Here is a 16726-nt window from a genome sequence, read left to right on the forward strand (position 1 = left end):
TTTTTTAATGTTGGCGTCATTCCGGGTTCGCGCTTTGCGTACCCCGGAATGACGGGAGTGTGGATTGCGCCCCGCGCATACAACAGCCAAAATACCCGCAACGACCCCAGAAACTCGTCGGAGGAAAACATGGGCACCGTCATCAGCTTCAAGCGTCCGGACGGCAAGGATGCCTCGGGCTATCTCGCCAATGCCGCACGCGGCAACGCGCCGGGCGTGGTCGTGATCCAGGAATGGTGGGGCCTGCAGGACCAGATCAAGGGCCTGTGCGACCGCTTCGCGCTCGCCGGCTTCGATGCGCTGGCGCCTGATCTCTACAAGGGCAAGGTGGTGCCCTACCACGACACGGACGCCGCCGGCCGCGAGATGAACTCGCTCGATTTCATGGACGCTACCACCCAGACCGTGCGCGGCGCCGCGCAATTCCTGGCGCGCAACGGCGCCAAGGTCGGCCTGACCGGCTTCTGCCTCGGCGGTGCCGTGACCATCATCGGCGCCACCAAGATCCCGGAGCTTGCGGCCGGTGTCGTGTTCTACGGCATTCCACCGGAGCAGGCGGCCAAGCCGGCCGACGTAAAAATCCCCCTCCAGGCACATTTCGCCAACAAGGACGATTGGTGCACGCCGCAGGTGGTCGACGCGTTCGAGAAGGCCATGAAGGCGGCCGGCAAGTCGCTCGAGCTATTCCGCTATGACGCCGAGCACGCCTTCGTCAACGAGCAGCGCCAGGCCGTGCACGACCGCGAAGCCGCCGAACTCGCCTGGGGCCGCGCGACGGAATTTTTCAAAAAGCGTCTGGGGTAGGGGCGTTTGCGGCACGGGTTATCATACATATTCCGCCTATGATGAAGAGCCTGGAAGACGTTATCGAAAAGGTGCGGCAACTGCCGGAGGATCGGCAGGCCTACGTTGCCGAGGTGCTGGAGCAGATCGTCGCAGCCGACGGCGGTCTGTTTGCCGTGCCCGCGGAGCATCGCGCAGCGGTGCTCGAAGGTGTTGAACAGGCCGAGCGGGGTGAATTCGCGAGCGACGAGGAAATGGCGGCGCTTTGGAAGAAGTGCGGCCTATGAAGCTGCGGTACGCTCGGCGTGCGTACATTGATATCGACGACATACATGACTATCTCGCGCGACACGATCAACGCGCAGCAAAGCCGTCGTTCAGCGGATTCGGTCGACCAGTAAGTTGCTCTCGCAGTATCCCGGCCTGGGGCGCGAGACCGATATCCCGGGCGTGCGGGTGCTTCCGATCGTAAGATTTCCATATCTGATCTACCACCGCGTGGTCGGTGACGAACTGGGTGATTGTTCACGTTCGTCATGCGCGTCGGGACACGCCCGGACCGGATGAGCTGACATGATTGTCCTGATGCCCGACACGAAGCCGCCGGGCTTGCCTAAAATCGGGCCACGGAGTCTTAAGGAGCATCTGGGATGAACGCAGCGGCGCGCTGATGCGACACAAGGCAAGCCGCCCGCTATCGGGCAGCTGCTTTGGCGCGGTCACGTACTTTGCCGCGTCGGAGCCAACGCATTGGCGCCGGGCACCCCCATGAAAGCCTTCCTGATCGCATCATTGTTCACCAGCTGCCTTGTGGCGCCTTGCTGGGCCAAGGATCCCGCCTGTGACGGACCGGAATTCGGGACTTTCCGAACCGACTTCGAAGGCGCGGCGAATGCGAACGACAAGAGCCGCATCGTCAAGCTGATTGCTTTTCCCGTCGAGTACTGGTCGGGTGAAGGCAAGCACGACGTTCAGAGCGGCCCGGTCAAGAGCGAGGCTGAATTCCTGCAGCGCTACGACACGCTGTTCACCCCCTTCATGCGCAAGCATCTGCACACCGCAAAGCTCCTGTCGCTGCCCGATGGCCGCTGTGCGCTGACCTGGCACGACACGAATTCCGAGTTCACCTTCGAATTCCGCTATGTCCCCGACACCGGATTCAAGGCCATCGGATATGAGGTCGGGGCGTATTAGGGTGGGGAGTACGCGGGCCTTGCGGGACGCGCGTTGACGACCTGAAGGGCGCTGGATAAGTGTGCCCTCATCTTCTGATCGAGAAAGGCATCGGACGGCCATGCTTGGAGTCTTAAGTATTGCGCGTGACGTATGTGGTGTCGCGTCGCGATGGATCGTTGTTCTGGCCAGCCTTTTTCTGCTTGCGATCGCCCACGCTGGGGCTGAGCCGGCATTCGTGACGATTGAGGGTGATCTCAAGAGCACCGCTTGGTGGGTCCTTGCCGACTTCCATCCGTTCACAACGGAGGTTCGCGGCATTCCCGTAAGCCAGATCCGGAAGAGTTGGTGCAAGGCAACGGAGTTTCGCAAGGACCTCATTCCGAAGGAGCTGCTCATCGACGAAAGCGGCGTCGATGCAATGCAGGCTGCCGAAATGTCCTTCGCGGTGGAGGGTCGTTTCGACGGCTCGACCACGAAGCAGATCGCCCTGGTGGGCGTCTATGAGGAGTGTGCTGGCAAGAAGGGCAGCTTTGTCCTGATCCTCGACCAACCTGCCGACGGGAAGGCCAAGATCAGATTTTTGAGTGCCGCGCAGGCCGATCATCAATTTGGCGCCCTCCAGAAGGGGAAGGACAACACGATTGTCGTCTGGTCGTGCATGGATTGCGACGGCAGGGGCGTCCTTCAATGGGACCGTAAGAAGCGCAAATTCGACTGGTTACCGGAGCCAGATGACGAGTGACCAGGGGCCGGCAATGGAGTGTGCGATGATTGTAGAAGGACGTTTGTCGACTGTTGTTGTGCCTTGCGATGCGCTGGAAGCGGCCGGCAACCCTGAGAAGGCTTATTATCTGACCTGTGCTGTCGTCGATTTCGTCAACGCAGTTCAACGTGTCGGCATCTACGCGCGGCATGAAATGCCGGCGGTGGCCATGCAGGCATACCACGCCGACTATTATCTCGCTCAGGTCGACAACGGCGGTCATAGCCAGTTCATCGGCAACACGGGCGTCCAGCAGCTTCCAACGACGTCTGGAGATGCGCTCGCGGCACTGAAGGCAATGGGGGCGAGCGCGCAATATCAGATCTTGCAAGAAATGGTCGCCTGGGTGGAAGCAAACCCCGGCGAGGCCGCAGCGCAGGACGGATTCTCCGAGCGCGCTGCACCCCTCGATGAACTTGATAGGCGCTTCTATGCGGCGGAACAACAGCAGCCGATGACCGCACTCGCGGCCAAATGGATCACGAGCTGGCCGGAACTGCGCGCCGTAACGCAAGAGCAGTATGCTTCCGAAATCGACCGGCTTGCGCAACTCCAACCACATCTGGCGCGGCGCCGGATTTGGCAAAGCGTGCATCAGATACGCGTTCAGATGACTGATCGCTTACAAATCACGATCGCCGCGGCATGCGGAGCAGCAGCGGAGCTTAAACTCGGGGTCGGGGCGGGCAGCTACATGGACGTGGAGGGGCAGCAATGTATGGCCTTCGGAGTCAACACCGACAAGGGATCGCGGATATGCGTTTTTGAAGACACGGGGGGACGACTCTATGAATATTCCGTGCGCAGCCCGATTCCGAAGCTTGAGGAAGTGAAGCTTGAGAATTTGAAGAAATTCCAGCCACCAGTCGTCGGTGCGCGACTATCTGTCGTGGGTGCGGACACTGTCGGGAATTTCTCTAGGATTGCAGACCATAACCTGGCCGCCGAAGCCATCGATTTGCTCCTGCGAAGGTCGGATCTAGGTCCAGCCGCGATGATCACGGCAGTTGAGGTGGGCGATGAATGGGCGGCATGGTTCGTAGTCTCCGGAACGACCGCCACTATGGTTGCGACGTTACGCGACCGCGCCGACATCGTCGGATCCGACGGCAACGCCGCGCTCACCGTAACACGCGCCGAAATCGAGCGTCATGCAGCAGAGGCGACCGCTGGCCGCGACAGCATTCAGACCCCGGCATGATGCATTTTCGCGGCGCCACCTCCCCATTTTGGCGATCGAAGGTGGCCTCGCCACCCTTGACGCCGCCCCCACACCATGGTCTGTAGTTCCCCCATGAGCACCGTCGTCCGCCCATCCCGTCGTTGGTGGCGCACCTCCTAAGAGGTGGCCGGTGCGATTTCTTTTTCCCAAATCGTCGAAGGTCGCCAACGCAGTGCGGCGGCCTGATCGTTTGTCCTGTGTGGCGTTCCCTCGGCAAGTCTCGTAAGAGGAGCCCAAGAGGATCACATGAACAGGACAGTCTTTGCCCTCCCGGCCAGAAGCGACTATGTGACCCGCGCGGGTCTTGCGATCACGCGCGTGGCGGAGCAGTTCAGCGGCGGCGCCAGCAGGCTCGACGATCTCGTCAACCTGCTCGACCGTCGGCGCGGCGTCGTGCTGTCGTCGGGTACGACCGTGCCTGGCCGCTACGAGAGTTTCGACCTCGGCTTCTCCGATCCGCCGCTCAAGCTCGAGACCGTGGGCGTCAATTTCAAGCTGGAAGCGCTGAACGCGCGCGGGCAGGTGCTGATCGCCTTCCTTGCCGATGTTCTCCGCGAGCCCTGCGTGGTGATCTCCGAGAAGACGGCCTCGCGGCTTGCCGGCCACATCGTCCGCGGCGATGCACCGGTCGAGGAGGACCAGCGCACGCGGCGCGCCAGCGTGATGTCGCTGGTGCGCGATCTCATCGCCGCCTTCTCCGCCAATGACGATGGCCTGCTCGGCTTGTTCGGGGCTTTTGCCTACGACCTCGTCTTCCAGATCGAGGACCTCGTGCAGAAGCGCGCGCGCGAAAAGGACCAGCGCGACATCGTGCTCTATGTGCCCGATCGCCTGCTCGCCTATGACCGCGCCACCGGCCGCGGCGTGGTGCTGAGCTACGACTTCGCCTGGAAGGGCCGGTCGACCGAGGGCCTGCCGCGCGAGACCGCTGATAGCCCGTATCTCAAGACGCCGCGGCAGGGCTTTGCCGATCATGCGCCTGGCGAATATCAGGCGACGGTGGAGACCGCCCGCGCGGCGTTTGCCCGCGGCGACCTCTTCGAAGCCGTGCCGGGACAGCTCTTCGCCGAGCCCTGCGAGCGCTCGCCGGCTGAAGTGTTCCAGCGTCTTTGCGTCATCAACCCGTCGCCCTACGGCGCGCTGATGAACCTCGGTGAGGGCGAATTTTTGGTGTCGGCTTCGCCCGAGATGTTCGTGCGCTCCGACGGCCGTCGCGTCGAGACCTGCCCGATCTCGGGCACCATCGCACGCGGTACCGATGCGATCGGCGATGCCGAGCAGATCCGCCAGCTCCTGAACTCTGAGAAGGACGAGTTCGAGCTCAACATGTGCACCGACGTCGATCGCAACGACAAGGCGCGCGTGTGCGTGCCCGGCACCATCAAGGTGCTGGCACGGCGCCAGATCGAGACCTACTCGAAACTCTTCCATACCGTCGACCACGTCGAAGGCATGCTGCGTCCCGGCTTCGATGCGCTCGATGCGTTCCTCACCCATGCCTGGGCCGTCACCGTCACCGGCGCGCCAAAGCTTTGGGCGATGCAGTTCGTCGAGGATCACGAGCGCTCGCCGCGCCGCTGGTATGCGGGTGCGATCGGCGCGGTGAATTTCGATGGCAGCATCAACACCGGGCTGACCATCCGCACCATCCGCATGAAGGATGGGCTCGCCGAAGTTCGCGTCGGCGCCACCTGCCTGTTCGACTCCGATCCCGCCGCGGAAGACCGCGAATGCCAGGTGAAGGCGGCTGCGCTGTTTCAGGCGCTGCGCGGCGATCCGCCGAAGCCGCTGTCGACGTTCGCGCCCGATGCGACCGGTTCGGGCAAGAACGTGCTGCTGATCGACCATGACGACAGTTTCGTGCACATGCTCGCGGATTACTTCCGTCAGGTCGGCGCCAGCGTGACGGTGGTCCGCTATGTGCATGCGCTCGACATGCTCAAGCAGAAGACATGGGATTTGCTGGTGCTGTCGCCTGGACCGGGCAGGCCCGAAGATTTCGGGATCAAAAAGACCATCGACGCGGCGCTTGCGAAGAAGCTGCCGGTGTTCGGCGTCTGCCTCGGCGTGCAGGCGATCGGCGAATATTTTGGCGGCGAGCTTGGGCAACTGACGCATCCCGCCCACGGCCGGCCCTCGCGGGTGCAGGTGCGGGGCGGGCGCCTGATGCGCAACCTGCCGAACGAGATCGTGATCGGCCGCTATCATTCGCTGTATGTTGAACGCGACAGCATGCCGGATGTTCTATCCGTGACGGCGAGCACCGAGGATGGCGTCGCCATGGCGCTCGAGCACAAGTCGTTGCCGGTCGCCGGCGTGCAGTTCCACCCGGAATCGCTGATGTCGCTCGGCGGCGAGGTGGGTTTAAGAATTGTCGAGAACGCATTTCGGTTGAATGCGGGCGTCGATTGAGAGGCACCAATGACTTTTGACTACGATCTGAAGGCGAGCGTCCGCAGCATCCCGGACTATCCAAAGCCCGGGATCATGTTCCGCGACATCACGACCCTGCTCGCGGATGCGCGCGCCTTCCGCCGTGCGGTCGACGAACTCGTGCATCCCTGGGCCGGCAACAAGATCGACAAGGTCGCCGGCATGGAGGCGCGCGGCTTCATCCTGGGCGGCGCCGTGGCGCACCAGCTCTCGGCCGGCTTCGTGCCGATCCGCAAGAAGGGCAAGCTGCCGCACACAACCGTGCGCATCGCTTACTCCCTCGAATATGGCATCGACGAGATGGAGATGCATGTGGATGCGGTCGCGCCCGGCGAGCGCGTCATCCTGGTTGACGACCTCATTGCGACAGGAGGCACCGCGGAGGGCGCGGTGAAGCTGCTCAGGCAGATCGGCGCCAACCTGATCGCGGCCTGCTTCATCATCGACCTGCCCGAACTCGGCGGCGCTGCCAAGCTGCGCGCCATGGACGTGCCGGTCCGCACGCTGATGACGTTCGAGGGGCATTGAGCGGCCGTCGCGCCGCGCTCAGATCGCCTCGGCCCTCAGCTCTGACAGCCACTGCAGCATGCGCTCCTTCAAAAGCGCATCGCGGATATAGGCCGCCTCCGTCTCGTCCTCTTCCAATCGTTCGCATTCGGCGAAGCTGAGGCCCGCCTGGCCATGCGCGTTCCACGCGGCCTGAAGGCTACGGCAGCGATGCCCGCCCTGGCGCAGCGTGAACCAGATCCGATTGGGGACTTTCTCAAGATCCAGCGCGTGGCCGACCCAGGCTTCGCCTGTCGCCGCGCAACGGACGGCGTAGATGCCGACGACGGTCTTGCGCTCCTTGTAAGCGGCGATTGCGGCCTTGCGGTCGATGCTCATGGGCTTGGGTCTCGCGAGGGGAGGGTGTCGCGCGAGGTCATACAAGCGGCCAGCCGGCCGGTCAATATTATCCGGGTAAAATAAATCAGGAGCGCTGCAGGATCAGGCTGAGCTCGAGCTCACGGAAGGCGAGGTAGTTCCGCCGGATCCACTGGTGCAGCTCGGTCGACGAGTCTTTCTCCTGGCGCAGATAGCCGGTGAAGGAGAAGGTCAGCCGGTCGATATAGGTCTTCAGGAAGCCCGGCAGCGCCGGCAGGCGGAACAGCCGGCCGCCGGCCATGGCCGGCGGCAGTTCGCCGCGTACGACGTATTCGTTGTCCACGGTGATCAGGTTGATCCGCGGGATCTGGTCGCGCAGCATCTCGTGAGCGCGCGCGGAGACGCGGTCGGTGTCGGCGACGAACAGGATCATCGGCGCCACGTGGCGGCGGGCGGCTTCTTTCAAGAGGCCAATCTCATCGGCCATCTTGAAGAACTCGTCGAAAGCGTGGAAGCCGAGGTCGATCACCTTGGCAAGCCCGTCATCGACGATGACGCGGTCCATGAGCTGCATCTTGCCGAAGGTGTCGATGACGTCGGCCGTCTCGGTGACCTTCGGCAGATAGTCGAGCAGTGTCGGCTCTTTCAGATTGACGTCGAAGGCCGCGACATCGCCGTTCTTGAGCAGCAGGAATTCGGTCAGCAGGCGCGCGAGCAGCGTCTTGCCGACCTGCGGTCGGGGTGAGCAGATGATGTAGACGGGCGTGACGGCCATGAGCAGCTATATCAGGCGGGTCCGGCGCCCAATCCAGCCGCATCCGCGGCTTGCCCGCAACTATTTTTCGCTGCTGCGGGCGGTGGGCTTGGAGCCGACGATGTCGGTCAGCCGGATGCGATCGTACTCGCTCCAGACGTTCGCCAGCCAGTGCCGGACATAGCCGCGCAGCACGAACGAATAGTTCGCGGCTTCGTCGTGGGTGCCCTTGTTGGCGACGAACTTCAGGAACGGGACGGACGAGACTTCGACCTGCTCATAGGCCATTTCGTTGAGCTTGGGGATCGTCAGCTCGGTCGCGTCCTTGATGCGGTGGAAGTAGGAATTGTAGGTCGCCTGGTCCCACTGGAAGAACTGGGTGTCGTTGATGAAGTTCTTCACCAGGAAATATTTCGCGCCGGTCATGAAGCCTGCGGTCTCGGCGATCTCCTCCAGCGAGGCGATCGAGGGCCCGAGGATGTGGAACACGGCGAAGGTGATCTGGCCGGCCTTGGCGGCGTCGAGGAAGCCGATGTCGCGCAGCGAGGCGAGCGCCGGCGAGAGCAGGCCGGCGCGGACGTCGATCACGGTCACCGACGGGCTCACCGCATTGAGCGTGTCGAAGATCTTCATCTGATCGGCCGTCGTCGTCATGTCGACGATCTCGGTGATGTCAGGATGGAAGCGCTTCAGGGTTCCGCGCGGCGATTCCGTGTCGAACGCGCGGGTCGGCACGTTGTTGGCGGAAAAATAATCGAGCAAGGTGCGCGATACCGTGGTCTTGCCGACCCCGCCCTTGTCCGCGCCCACCACAACCACTGCCGGCTTTGCCATTGACGTCCCCTAAACGCGCGCCCCCGATCGCGATGCACGATCGGTCAGGTCCCAAATCGACTTTCCCAGCCGACTTGCCCAAGTCTGCTGTTGGGCGCGAACATGGCAGAAACAAGGGAGAATTCAATTCCTCCGCGCCTCGTTGCGGCAATTCTCGCGGTTTTTCCCAATCGCAGCAAAATCTGTCCACGACCGGCCTCGTAGAGGCGGCAAATTGTGCGATCAGTGATGGCCCCACGGCCCTATTGGATTGCCAACGGGGGTTCCGGAGCGGCTGGGCGCGGTATCCTGCGTGGCGTCAGCCGGCGTGCCGGAATCGTTCCACGGGCCGGTCGGGAGCGCCGGCGGGTTGTCCTGCCGTTCCGCTTGCGTGCCTGATTCCTCGGCGTCGTCGGCCGGCGGCGGCAGCGGGCCCGGATCATGGCCGCCGGCAAAATTGACCAGCGCCTTGATCCGTGAGTCCACCGACGGGTGGGTCGCGAACAAATCGGCAAAGCCCTCGCGGGGATTGTCGACACAGAGCTCCATCACGGCAGAGGTCGCGCCCGGCAGCTCGCCGCGGCCGTCGATCTTGCGCAGCGCCGAGATCATCGCGTCGGGATTCTTGGTGAGCTCGACCGAGCCGGCATCGGCCAGGAATTCGCGCGAGCGCGACAGCGCCAGCTTGACCACCTGCGACACCAGCCAGGCCACCACGATCAGCACCACCGCGATGATGATGACCACCACCGCGCCGCCGCCCGAGCTCTTGCTGTCGCCGGACGAGGAGGAGCGGGAGGATGACGAGGAGGACGAGCCCGACGACCACGAGCCGCCGGAGCCGGAACTCCAGCGGAAGCTCGTGAACATGCGGAAGAACAATTCGCCGAAGAAGCCGACGACGCCGGCGATGATCACGGCGACCACCATCAGCTGCACGTCGCCGTTCCTGATGTGGGTCAGCTCGTGGCCCAGCACCGCCTCGATCTCCTGGTCGTTCAGCGCTTTCATCAGGCCCGTGGTGACGGTGATCGCATATTGCCGTGGATTGAGGCCGGTCGCGAATGCGTTCAGCGCCGGGCTTTCCATGATCTTCAGCTTCGGCATGGTGATGCCGCGCGAGATACAGAGATTTTCGAGAAGATTGTAGAGCCGGGGTTCTTCCTGCCTTGTCACGTCGTGGCCGCCGGTGACGGCGTCGATCATCGACTGGTGGAAGAAATAGGCGATCACGATCCAGGCGATCGCGGCAATCGTCGCGAAGGGCGATGCCTTGATCAGGTCAGCCAAGGCGCGGGTCAGGTAATAGGCGACGGACTGATTGCCGTTGATGACGACCTCGGCGACCAGCGCGCCGGCATAGACCAGCACGTAGATGAGCAGGAACAGCCCCGCGAGCAGCACCATCGAACGAAACTTGTTCGAGGCGATATGCGTGTAGAGACCATACGCGGCCATGGCGCGCTGTCCTGCCGGTCTATCGTTTCAGATCAGAACTTGACCTGTGGTGCCGCCTCGACCTCGGTGCGGCTCGCGCCGAGATCGAAGAACTCCTTGCGCGTGAAGCCGAACATGCCGGCGAACAAGGCGGCAGGCATCTGCTGGATGCCGGTGTTGTATTCCTGGACCGCGTTGTTGAAGAAACGGCGGCTCGCCGCGATCTTGTTTTCGAGGTCGGAGAGCTCGCTCGCGAGCTGCTGGAAATTGGCGTTGGCCTTGAGGTCGGGATAGGCCTCCGACAGCGCGATCAGCCGGCCGAGCGCGCCCGAAAGCTGGTTCTCGGCCGCGGACACCTGCGCCGGCCCCTGCGCCGACATCGCCGAATTGCGCGCCTTGATGACGTCGTCGAGCGTGCCGCGCTCATGCGCGGCGTAGCCTTTCACGGTCTCGACCAAATTCGGGATCAGGTCATGCCGCTGCTTGAGCTGCACGTCGATATCGGCAAAGGCCTGACCCACGCGCTGGCTCAGCGCCACCAGGCGGTTGTAGGCGCCGAAGGCGAACAGCACGAGGACGACGATGACGCCGAGAACGATCCAGCCGGTCGACATGGAGAACTCCTGAAGGGGAAAGAAGGCGGGTAGCGTAGACCAAAATCATGCCGGGCGGCAGGCCGGCTCGCGAAGGGAGGCAAAAGGCAAGCAAAAGGCAAGTAAGGCTTGGTCGGGTGCGAACCCATTCCAGTTCAAGGGAAAAGCACTGATCGAGGTTAACTTTCGGCCATGACGGCATCGCCCCAGCGCCAGCGACGGGCGCTGGCATAGGCCGTCTTGTCCCGGCGCGGCACCTTCGCAAACTCAACGCCCTCTTCGCTGCAGAGTTTTGCAGTGATCTCGGCCTTGCCGATATCTGGCTCTGCCAGCACGCGCGAAAAGCGCGCAGCGACCGGTGCGCGGGTCAGCGCCACATAGATGAATTTCTCGTCCTCGAAGGGGACCTCGGCGCCCTTGAGCTGCCGGTGCGCCTGCGAGCGTGGCAGGCGCTGGGAAAAATGACACCAGTCGGGCGCTGTCAGCGGGCAGGATTTGCCGTGCGGGCAGGGGGCCGCGACATGTGCGCCCGCAGCGATGAGTTGCTGGCGCAGGGCGAGGATGCGCGCGTAGCCGGCGGGCGTGCCGGGCTCGATCACGACGAGCGCGTGGCGGGCTTTCGCCCACATGGCCTCGCCGAGCGCGCGCTGGTCGTGCTCACTGAGCTCACCGATCACATAGCTCGCGACGACGAGATCGGCCGGCGCGGCTTCCGCAAGATTCGCGCCGGCATCGCCCGGCAAATAGCTGATGTCGGCCAGTCGCGTGCTATCCCGCGCCAGCTCGAGTGCGAGGCTGCTCAACGTGCGGTTTGCGTCGAGCAGGGTGAAGGATTGCAGCGAGGCAAAGGCTTCCGCGGCCGCCCAGCTCACGGTGCCCGGCCCCGCGCCGACATCGAGCAGGCTTTCCGGAGCAAGCTCCGGCGCGATCTCCGTCAGCGCATTCAGGCTCGCCGCAACGGCGGCATAGGTCGCCGGCATGCGAGCGAGCGCGTAAGCCAGTGCATCGGCTTCCGTCTTGATCATGCCGGAGCCGCCGCCACCACGATAGGTGGTGGAGATTTGCGTAGAGCGCCGCGCCGCATCCGTGCGCGAGACCCCGACGAGCTTGGCGTCAAGCGCGGCTTTGAGTTCGGCGGGGAGGGTGGGAGTGATCATCTTCCATCGTCATGCCCCGTGCAGGCGCGGCATCCAATACTCCGAGACAGCGCGGTTCAACCGAGAGGCCGCAGCGTACTGGATCATCCGCCTTCGCGGATGATGTCGTCAATGGGTGTTGGAGGACTTCTGCCTCACGCCACGTTCTGATCGAGAATGTCCACCGCCTCTGCCAGGCTCACCGACACGAGCTGCGAGACGCCGCGCTCGGCCATGGTGACGCCGAACAGCCGGTTCATCCGCGCCATCGTGATCGGATTGTGCGTGATGATGATGAAGCGCGTGTCGGTCGAGCTGGTCATCTCGTGCAGGAGGTTGCAGTACCGTTCGACGTTGTGGTCGTCGAGCGGCGCGTCGACTTCGTCCAGCACGCAGATCGGCGAAGGATTGGTGAGGAACACCGCGAAGATCAGGGCCATCGCGGTCAGCGCCTGCTCACCGCCCGAGAGCAGCGACAACGTCTGCGGCTTCTTGCCCGGCGGCTTGGCGATGATCTCGAGACCGGCCTCGAGCGGATCGTCGCTCTCGATCAGGTGCAGGGCCGCCTCGCCGCCGCCGAACAGCTCGACGAACAGCCGCTTGAAGTGGTTGTTGACGACCTCGAACGAGGTCAGCAGCCGCTCGCGGGCCTCCTTGTTGAGGCTCTGGATGCCCTGGCGCAGCCGCTTGATGGCTTCGACGAGGTCGTCGCGCTCGGTGGTGAGGCCCGTATGCTGGCCCTCGACTTCGCGCAGCTCTTCCTCGGCGCGCAGGTTCACCGCACCGAGGCGCTCGCGGTCGCGGCGCATCTTTTCGAGGTCTTCCTCGATCTCGTGCAGCGGCGGCAGCTCTGCGCCGGGCTCGATCTCGGCAAGGCCGGCCACGGCCTGCGGCTCGACCTCGAGCATGTCGCGGATTTCGCGCTCGATATCCTCGAGCCGGCGTCGTGCGCCTTCCATGCGCTCCTCGGCGCGCGCGGTCGCTTCGCGGGCGCTCGACAGCGCTTCGAGCGTCAGCTTCGCGACGCGATCGGTTTCGGCCATCGCCGTTTCGGCTTCGGCGAGCGCGTCGGCGGCGACACGGCGATCATTCTCGGCGTATTCGATCTCGTTGATCAGCGCGCTGCGCTTCTCCGCGAACACGGCGGGCGCATTCTCGAGGTCGCTGCGCTCGATCGAGACCTCGGTGATGCGGGCCTGGATGGTGTCGATATGGGAGGCCGCGCTCTCCTTGCGGTTCTGCCATTCGGTGCGCTCGGCAAGGATCGCCTGCACGCGGCGGTCGGCGAGTTCGGCTTCGCGCGCCAGCGCCTGCGCCTCGGCGCGGACCTGGGCGGCCATACGGCGATGACCCTCGATGTCGCTGCGCACGGCGGCGAGCCGGACTTCGGTGTCTTCGCTCGACGGCAACTCTGAGATCGCGGCCGCTGCGTATTCGTGCGCGGCCTCGGCCTCGGCGCGGTCGGCGGCGAGGCGGCTGTGCGCTTCCGACAACGCCGACTTGCGCGCGGCGTGACGGTTGATCTCGCGCTCGGCGGTGGCGTGGCGCTCGCGCGAGGCATTGAGCTCGCGCTGTGCAGCGCGCCAGGCCTCACGTGTGGCGCCTTCGGTGCTGGCGGCCATCTGCAACTCGGCTTCCGCGTTCTCCAGCGCCTGGCGCTTGATCTGCGCGTCGATGCGGGCCTGCTCCAGCTCGTTCTCGATGTCGACGAGACGGGCGCGCTCGGCGAGCCGCCGCGCGGCGCCGGTCGGCGCGTGAGCCGCCGCGACAAAACCGTCCCAGCGCCAGACGTCGCCTTCCGGCGAGACCAGCCGCTGGCCGGTCTTGAGCTGCGAGACAAGCTCGGCGCCGCGCTCGCGCGGCACCACGCCGATCTGCGCCAGCCGGCGCGCCAGCTCGATCGGCGCCTGCACGTGGTTTGAGAGCGGCACGATGCCTTCGGGCAGCGCCGGATCGCCTTCGGTGACACCGGCATTGGTCCAGCGCATCGGCGCGGAGGGGTCGACGGGCGCATCGAGGTCGTCGCCGAGCGCGGCGCCGATCGCCTTTTCAAAACCCTTGTCGACGGTGATGCCGTCGATGATCGGCGGCCACAGATTCTTGGTCTCGCCGTTCACGATCTTGGAGATCGTGCGCGCCTCGGTTTCAAGTCGCTGCACGCGCTTGTCGGCTTCGTTCAGCGGCGAGCGCGAGGATTCCAGCGTCTGGCGAGCCGCGACATGCGCAGCTTCGCTGTCCTGGGCTGCAGCTTCCGAGGCCGCCAGAGTCTGTTCGGCATTCTCGACGGCCGCGGTCAGCTCGTCGAGATCACCGAAGCCGCCGGTCTCCTCCGCAAGCTTCTGCTCTTCCGCCGCGACATTCGCGATCTCGTGATCGAGCCGCGCGAGCTTGTCGCGGTGGGTGCGGACATTGGCTTCGAGTTGATTGCGCTTGGCGGTGAGGTCGGCAAGCGCCGTGGTCAGCTCGGAGAACTGCTGTTCGGTCTCGGTGAGCGTCGCCTCGGCCTCGGACACGCGCTCATCGACGCCGGAGCGCTTCTCGACGCGCGATTTGATTTCTTCCTTCAGCTCCAGATCCTCGGCGTCGAGCCGCTGAAGCGCGACGTCGGCATCCATGGTCTGCTGCTGCGCGCGGGCGATGTCGCCCTCGAACTGAGCCAACCGGCGCTCGAGCTCGGTGACGCGCTCCTTGGCGCGCTCTTCCTCGCGGTCGAGGAGCTCGCGTGCGTTGGTCAGCCGTTGCAGGCCTGCCGCGGCGCGCGCTTCGGCATCGCGCAGCGCCGGCATGCCGGCGGCGCGGATCGCCTGGATGCGGGCGGCCTCGGCTTGGTGCTGGGTGCGCTCGGCCATCTCGCGCACGGCGAGATCATGGGTGCGGCCGGACTCATTGACCTCGGCATGCGCGCCGATCCAGCGCAGATGGAACAGCGTCGCCTCGGCCTTGCGCACCTTGGCGGCAACCTCGCGATAGCGCACGGCCTGGCGGGCCTGCTTCTTCAAACCTTCCATCTGGCCGGAGAGCTGGCCGATCACGTCCTCGACGCGGGTGAGGTTGGTTTCGGCGGCCTTCAGCCGCAACTCGGCCTCATGGCGGCGGGCGTGCAGACCGGCGACGCCGGCGGCATCTTCCAGCACGCGGCGGCGCTGCTCGGGCTTGGCCTGAATGATCTCGCCGATCTTGCCCTGGTGGACGAGCGCCGGCGAGCGCGCGCCGGTGGCGGCATCGGCGAACAGAATCTGCACGTCACGGGCGCGCACGTCGCGGCCGTTGATACGATAGACCGAGCCCGCTTCACGCTCGATGCGGCGGGAGATTTCAAGAAGCTGGCTGTCATTCATCGCCGCCGGCGCGGTGCGATCGGCGTTGTCGATCGTCATCGTCACTTCGGCGTGGTTGCGCGCGGGACGATTGCCGGAGCCAGCGAAGATCACCGCGTCCATGTCGGCGGCGCGCAGAGATTTGTGCGAGGTCTCGCCCATCGCCCAGCGCAACGCTTCGACCAGGTTCGACTTGCCGCAGCCGTTCGGTCCGACGACGCCGGTGAGACCCGCTTCGATCACGAAGTCGGTGGGCTCGACGAAGGACTTGAAGCCATGAAGGCGCAGGCGGGTGATCTTCATAAAACACGCTTCTCTGTTGGCAGGACGCGAATCTCCCTGCCGTGACAATACCATAGAAGGCAAATGTCGGTGTCTGGGCTACCGCTTAGAGCGGCTTATGCACAAGCGACAATGGCTGTGCCGGTGCTCAAGGGCAACCGGCCAGCAGCGCTTTTCCCAAGGCTTTTGAAGCGCGAATCAGGATCAAAGCGTGAAGATCAGCTCTTCAACAGCGGATTGATCTTCTTCGCGAATTCCTCGAACGAGGTCTCGCCCTTGATCCTCTCGCCGTTGATGAAGAACGTCGGCGTCGAATCGACCTTCAGAACCTCGCTCGCATATTTCTGGTCGGCGGCGATCTTGTCGAGCAGCGCCTGGTCCTTCAGGCAGGCCTCGACCTGACTCTGGGACAGGCCCGCCTGCTTGCCGATCCGGGTAAGCGTCTCCGTGGTGTTCTTCGTCACCCAGTCGGCCTGCGAGCGGAACAGCATGTCGGTGACGGCGAAATATTTCGGCGCGTCGCCATTGGCGATGCAGCGCGCCAGCATCGAGCCGGCGGCGGCTTTGATGTCGAGCGGGAACTCGCGGAAGATGTAACGCACCTTGCCGGTGTCGATGAATTCCTTCTTGATCTTGGGGAACACCTGCTCGTTGAAGGCCGCGCAATGCGGGCAGGTCATCGAGGCGAATTCGGTGATGGTGACGGCGGCGTTGTCCGGACCGAGCGCCATGTCGGGCAGCGATACCGGCTTGGCGACATCGGAGGCGCTTTGCGCCATGGCCTCGGCGATGAACCGCAGCGGCGACAACCCGGCGGCCACGGCAAGTCCGGTCAGCGAAAGCATCGTGGTGAAGACGCGGCGGGTGATCATCAAAGGTCCAACTCCCGAAATTGGCGTAGGCACGCCCAAAGTTCCCCGATCGAGCGGCCTGTCGCTAGCTTGAAACCGCAATGGAGGCAATGGCGGGCCGCAAAAACGGCTCCAGATTAGCGGCGGAATGGGGCTCAATTTCGCTTGATTGCCGCGCCCAGCCGGGCCAACGCATCCCGCAATTGTTCATCTTCGATATTGCCGAGGGTCTCGGCCACCTTCGCCACCGCCTTGGCGTCGGGCGGGCGGGGCCGCGCCGGGCGGCCGCGACTGGACATGGG

15 protein-coding genes and 1 pseudogene are annotated in these 16726 nt (G+C 64.2%); 7 read left to right on the top strand and 9 right to left on the bottom strand.

What is annotated here, in order from left to right; translation table 11 throughout:
* The first annotated feature begins 129 nt into the window (after positions 1-129).
* The 7 genes from ACV1FX_RS36590 to ACV1FX_RS36620 all read left to right on the top strand — a co-directional run bounded on the left by ACV1FX_RS36590 (position 130) and on the right by ACV1FX_RS36620 (position 6905).
* Positions 130-804 (top strand): dienelactone hydrolase family protein, encoded by a 675-nt coding sequence (locus ACV1FX_RS36590; RefSeq protein WP_473122391.1) that lies wholly within the window; start codon positions 130-132, stop codon positions 802-804.
* 38 nt (positions 805-842) lie between these two features.
* Entirely contained in the window at positions 843-1070 is a 228-nt protein-coding gene (locus ACV1FX_RS36595; RefSeq protein ID WP_473122392.1) for a hypothetical protein, read from the top strand.
* A gap of 481 nt (positions 1071-1551) precedes the next feature.
* Entirely contained in the window at positions 1552-1977 is a 426-nt protein-coding gene (locus ACV1FX_RS36600; protein WP_473122393.1) for a hypothetical protein, read from the top strand.
* A 100-nt stretch (positions 1978-2077) separates the two neighbouring features.
* Positions 2078-2701 carry a hypothetical protein gene (locus ACV1FX_RS36605; RefSeq protein WP_473122394.1) on the top strand — a complete coding sequence of 208 codons (624 nt, stop codon included), beginning with the start codon at positions 2078-2080 and terminating at the stop codon, positions 2699-2701.
* 25 nt (positions 2702-2726) lie between these two features.
* Entirely contained in the window at positions 2727-3923 is a 1197-nt protein-coding gene (locus ACV1FX_RS36610) for a DMP19 family protein (protein ID WP_473122395.1), read from the top strand.
* A 267-nt stretch (positions 3924-4190) separates the two neighbouring features.
* Positions 4191-6356 (top strand): anthranilate synthase component I, encoded by a 2166-nt coding sequence (locus ACV1FX_RS36615; protein WP_473122396.1) that lies wholly within the window; start codon positions 4191-4193, stop codon positions 6354-6356.
* 9 nt (positions 6357-6365) lie between these two features.
* Positions 6366-6905 carry an adenine phosphoribosyltransferase gene (locus ACV1FX_RS36620; protein ID WP_473122397.1) on the top strand — a complete coding sequence of 180 codons (540 nt, stop codon included), beginning with the start codon at positions 6366-6368 and terminating at the stop codon, positions 6903-6905.
* An 18-nt stretch (positions 6906-6923) separates the two neighbouring features.
* Here the strand turns inward: ACV1FX_RS36620 and ACV1FX_RS36625 are convergent, their stop codons facing one another.
* The 9 genes and pseudogenes from ACV1FX_RS36625 to ACV1FX_RS36665 all read right to left on the bottom strand — a co-directional run.
* Positions 6924-7262 (bottom strand): GIY-YIG nuclease family protein, encoded by a 339-nt coding sequence (locus ACV1FX_RS36625; protein ID WP_473122398.1) that lies wholly within the window; start codon positions 7260-7262, stop codon positions 6924-6926.
* Between the two features lie 85 nt (positions 7263-7347).
* Positions 7348-8016 (bottom strand): hypothetical protein, encoded by a 669-nt coding sequence (locus tag ACV1FX_RS36630; RefSeq protein WP_473122399.1) that lies wholly within the window; start codon positions 8014-8016, stop codon positions 7348-7350.
* Positions 8017-8076: 60 nt separating this feature from the next.
* On the bottom strand, positions 8077-8829 hold the full coding sequence (locus tag ACV1FX_RS36635; protein ID WP_473122400.1) for a P-loop NTPase family protein: 753 nt from the start codon (positions 8827-8829) through the stop codon (positions 8077-8079).
* A 222-nt stretch (positions 8830-9051) separates the two neighbouring features.
* On the bottom strand, positions 9052-10266 hold the full coding sequence (locus ACV1FX_RS36640; RefSeq protein ID WP_473122401.1) for a M48 family metallopeptidase: 1215 nt from the start codon (positions 10264-10266) through the stop codon (positions 9052-9054).
* A 32-nt stretch (positions 10267-10298) separates the two neighbouring features.
* Positions 10299-10859, bottom strand: a complete 561-nt coding sequence (locus ACV1FX_RS36645) for a LemA family protein (RefSeq protein WP_027524255.1) — start codon at positions 10857-10859, stop codon at positions 10299-10301.
* 158 nt (positions 10860-11017) lie between these two features.
* Positions 11018-11995 (bottom strand): small ribosomal subunit Rsm22 family protein, encoded by a 978-nt coding sequence (locus ACV1FX_RS36650; protein WP_473122402.1) that lies wholly within the window; start codon positions 11993-11995, stop codon positions 11018-11020.
* A 134-nt stretch (positions 11996-12129) separates the two neighbouring features.
* The gene (locus ACV1FX_RS36655; protein WP_473122403.1) at positions 12130-15594 is read right to left on the bottom strand and encodes a chromosome segregation SMC family protein; all 3465 of its coding nucleotides are present in this window, start codon (positions 15592-15594) and stop codon (positions 12130-12132) included.
* A gap of 197 nt (positions 15595-15791) precedes the next feature.
* Complete coding sequence (locus ACV1FX_RS36660; protein ID WP_473122404.1) at positions 15792-16448, bottom strand: DsbA family protein; 657 nt, start codon at positions 16446-16448, stop codon at positions 15792-15794.
* 131 nt (positions 16449-16579) lie between these two features.
* A pseudogene (locus ACV1FX_RS36665) lies at positions 16580-16726 on the bottom strand (DUF721 domain-containing protein); the annotation flags it as partial.

This window comes from Bradyrhizobium ingae, from assembly GCF_055791185.1.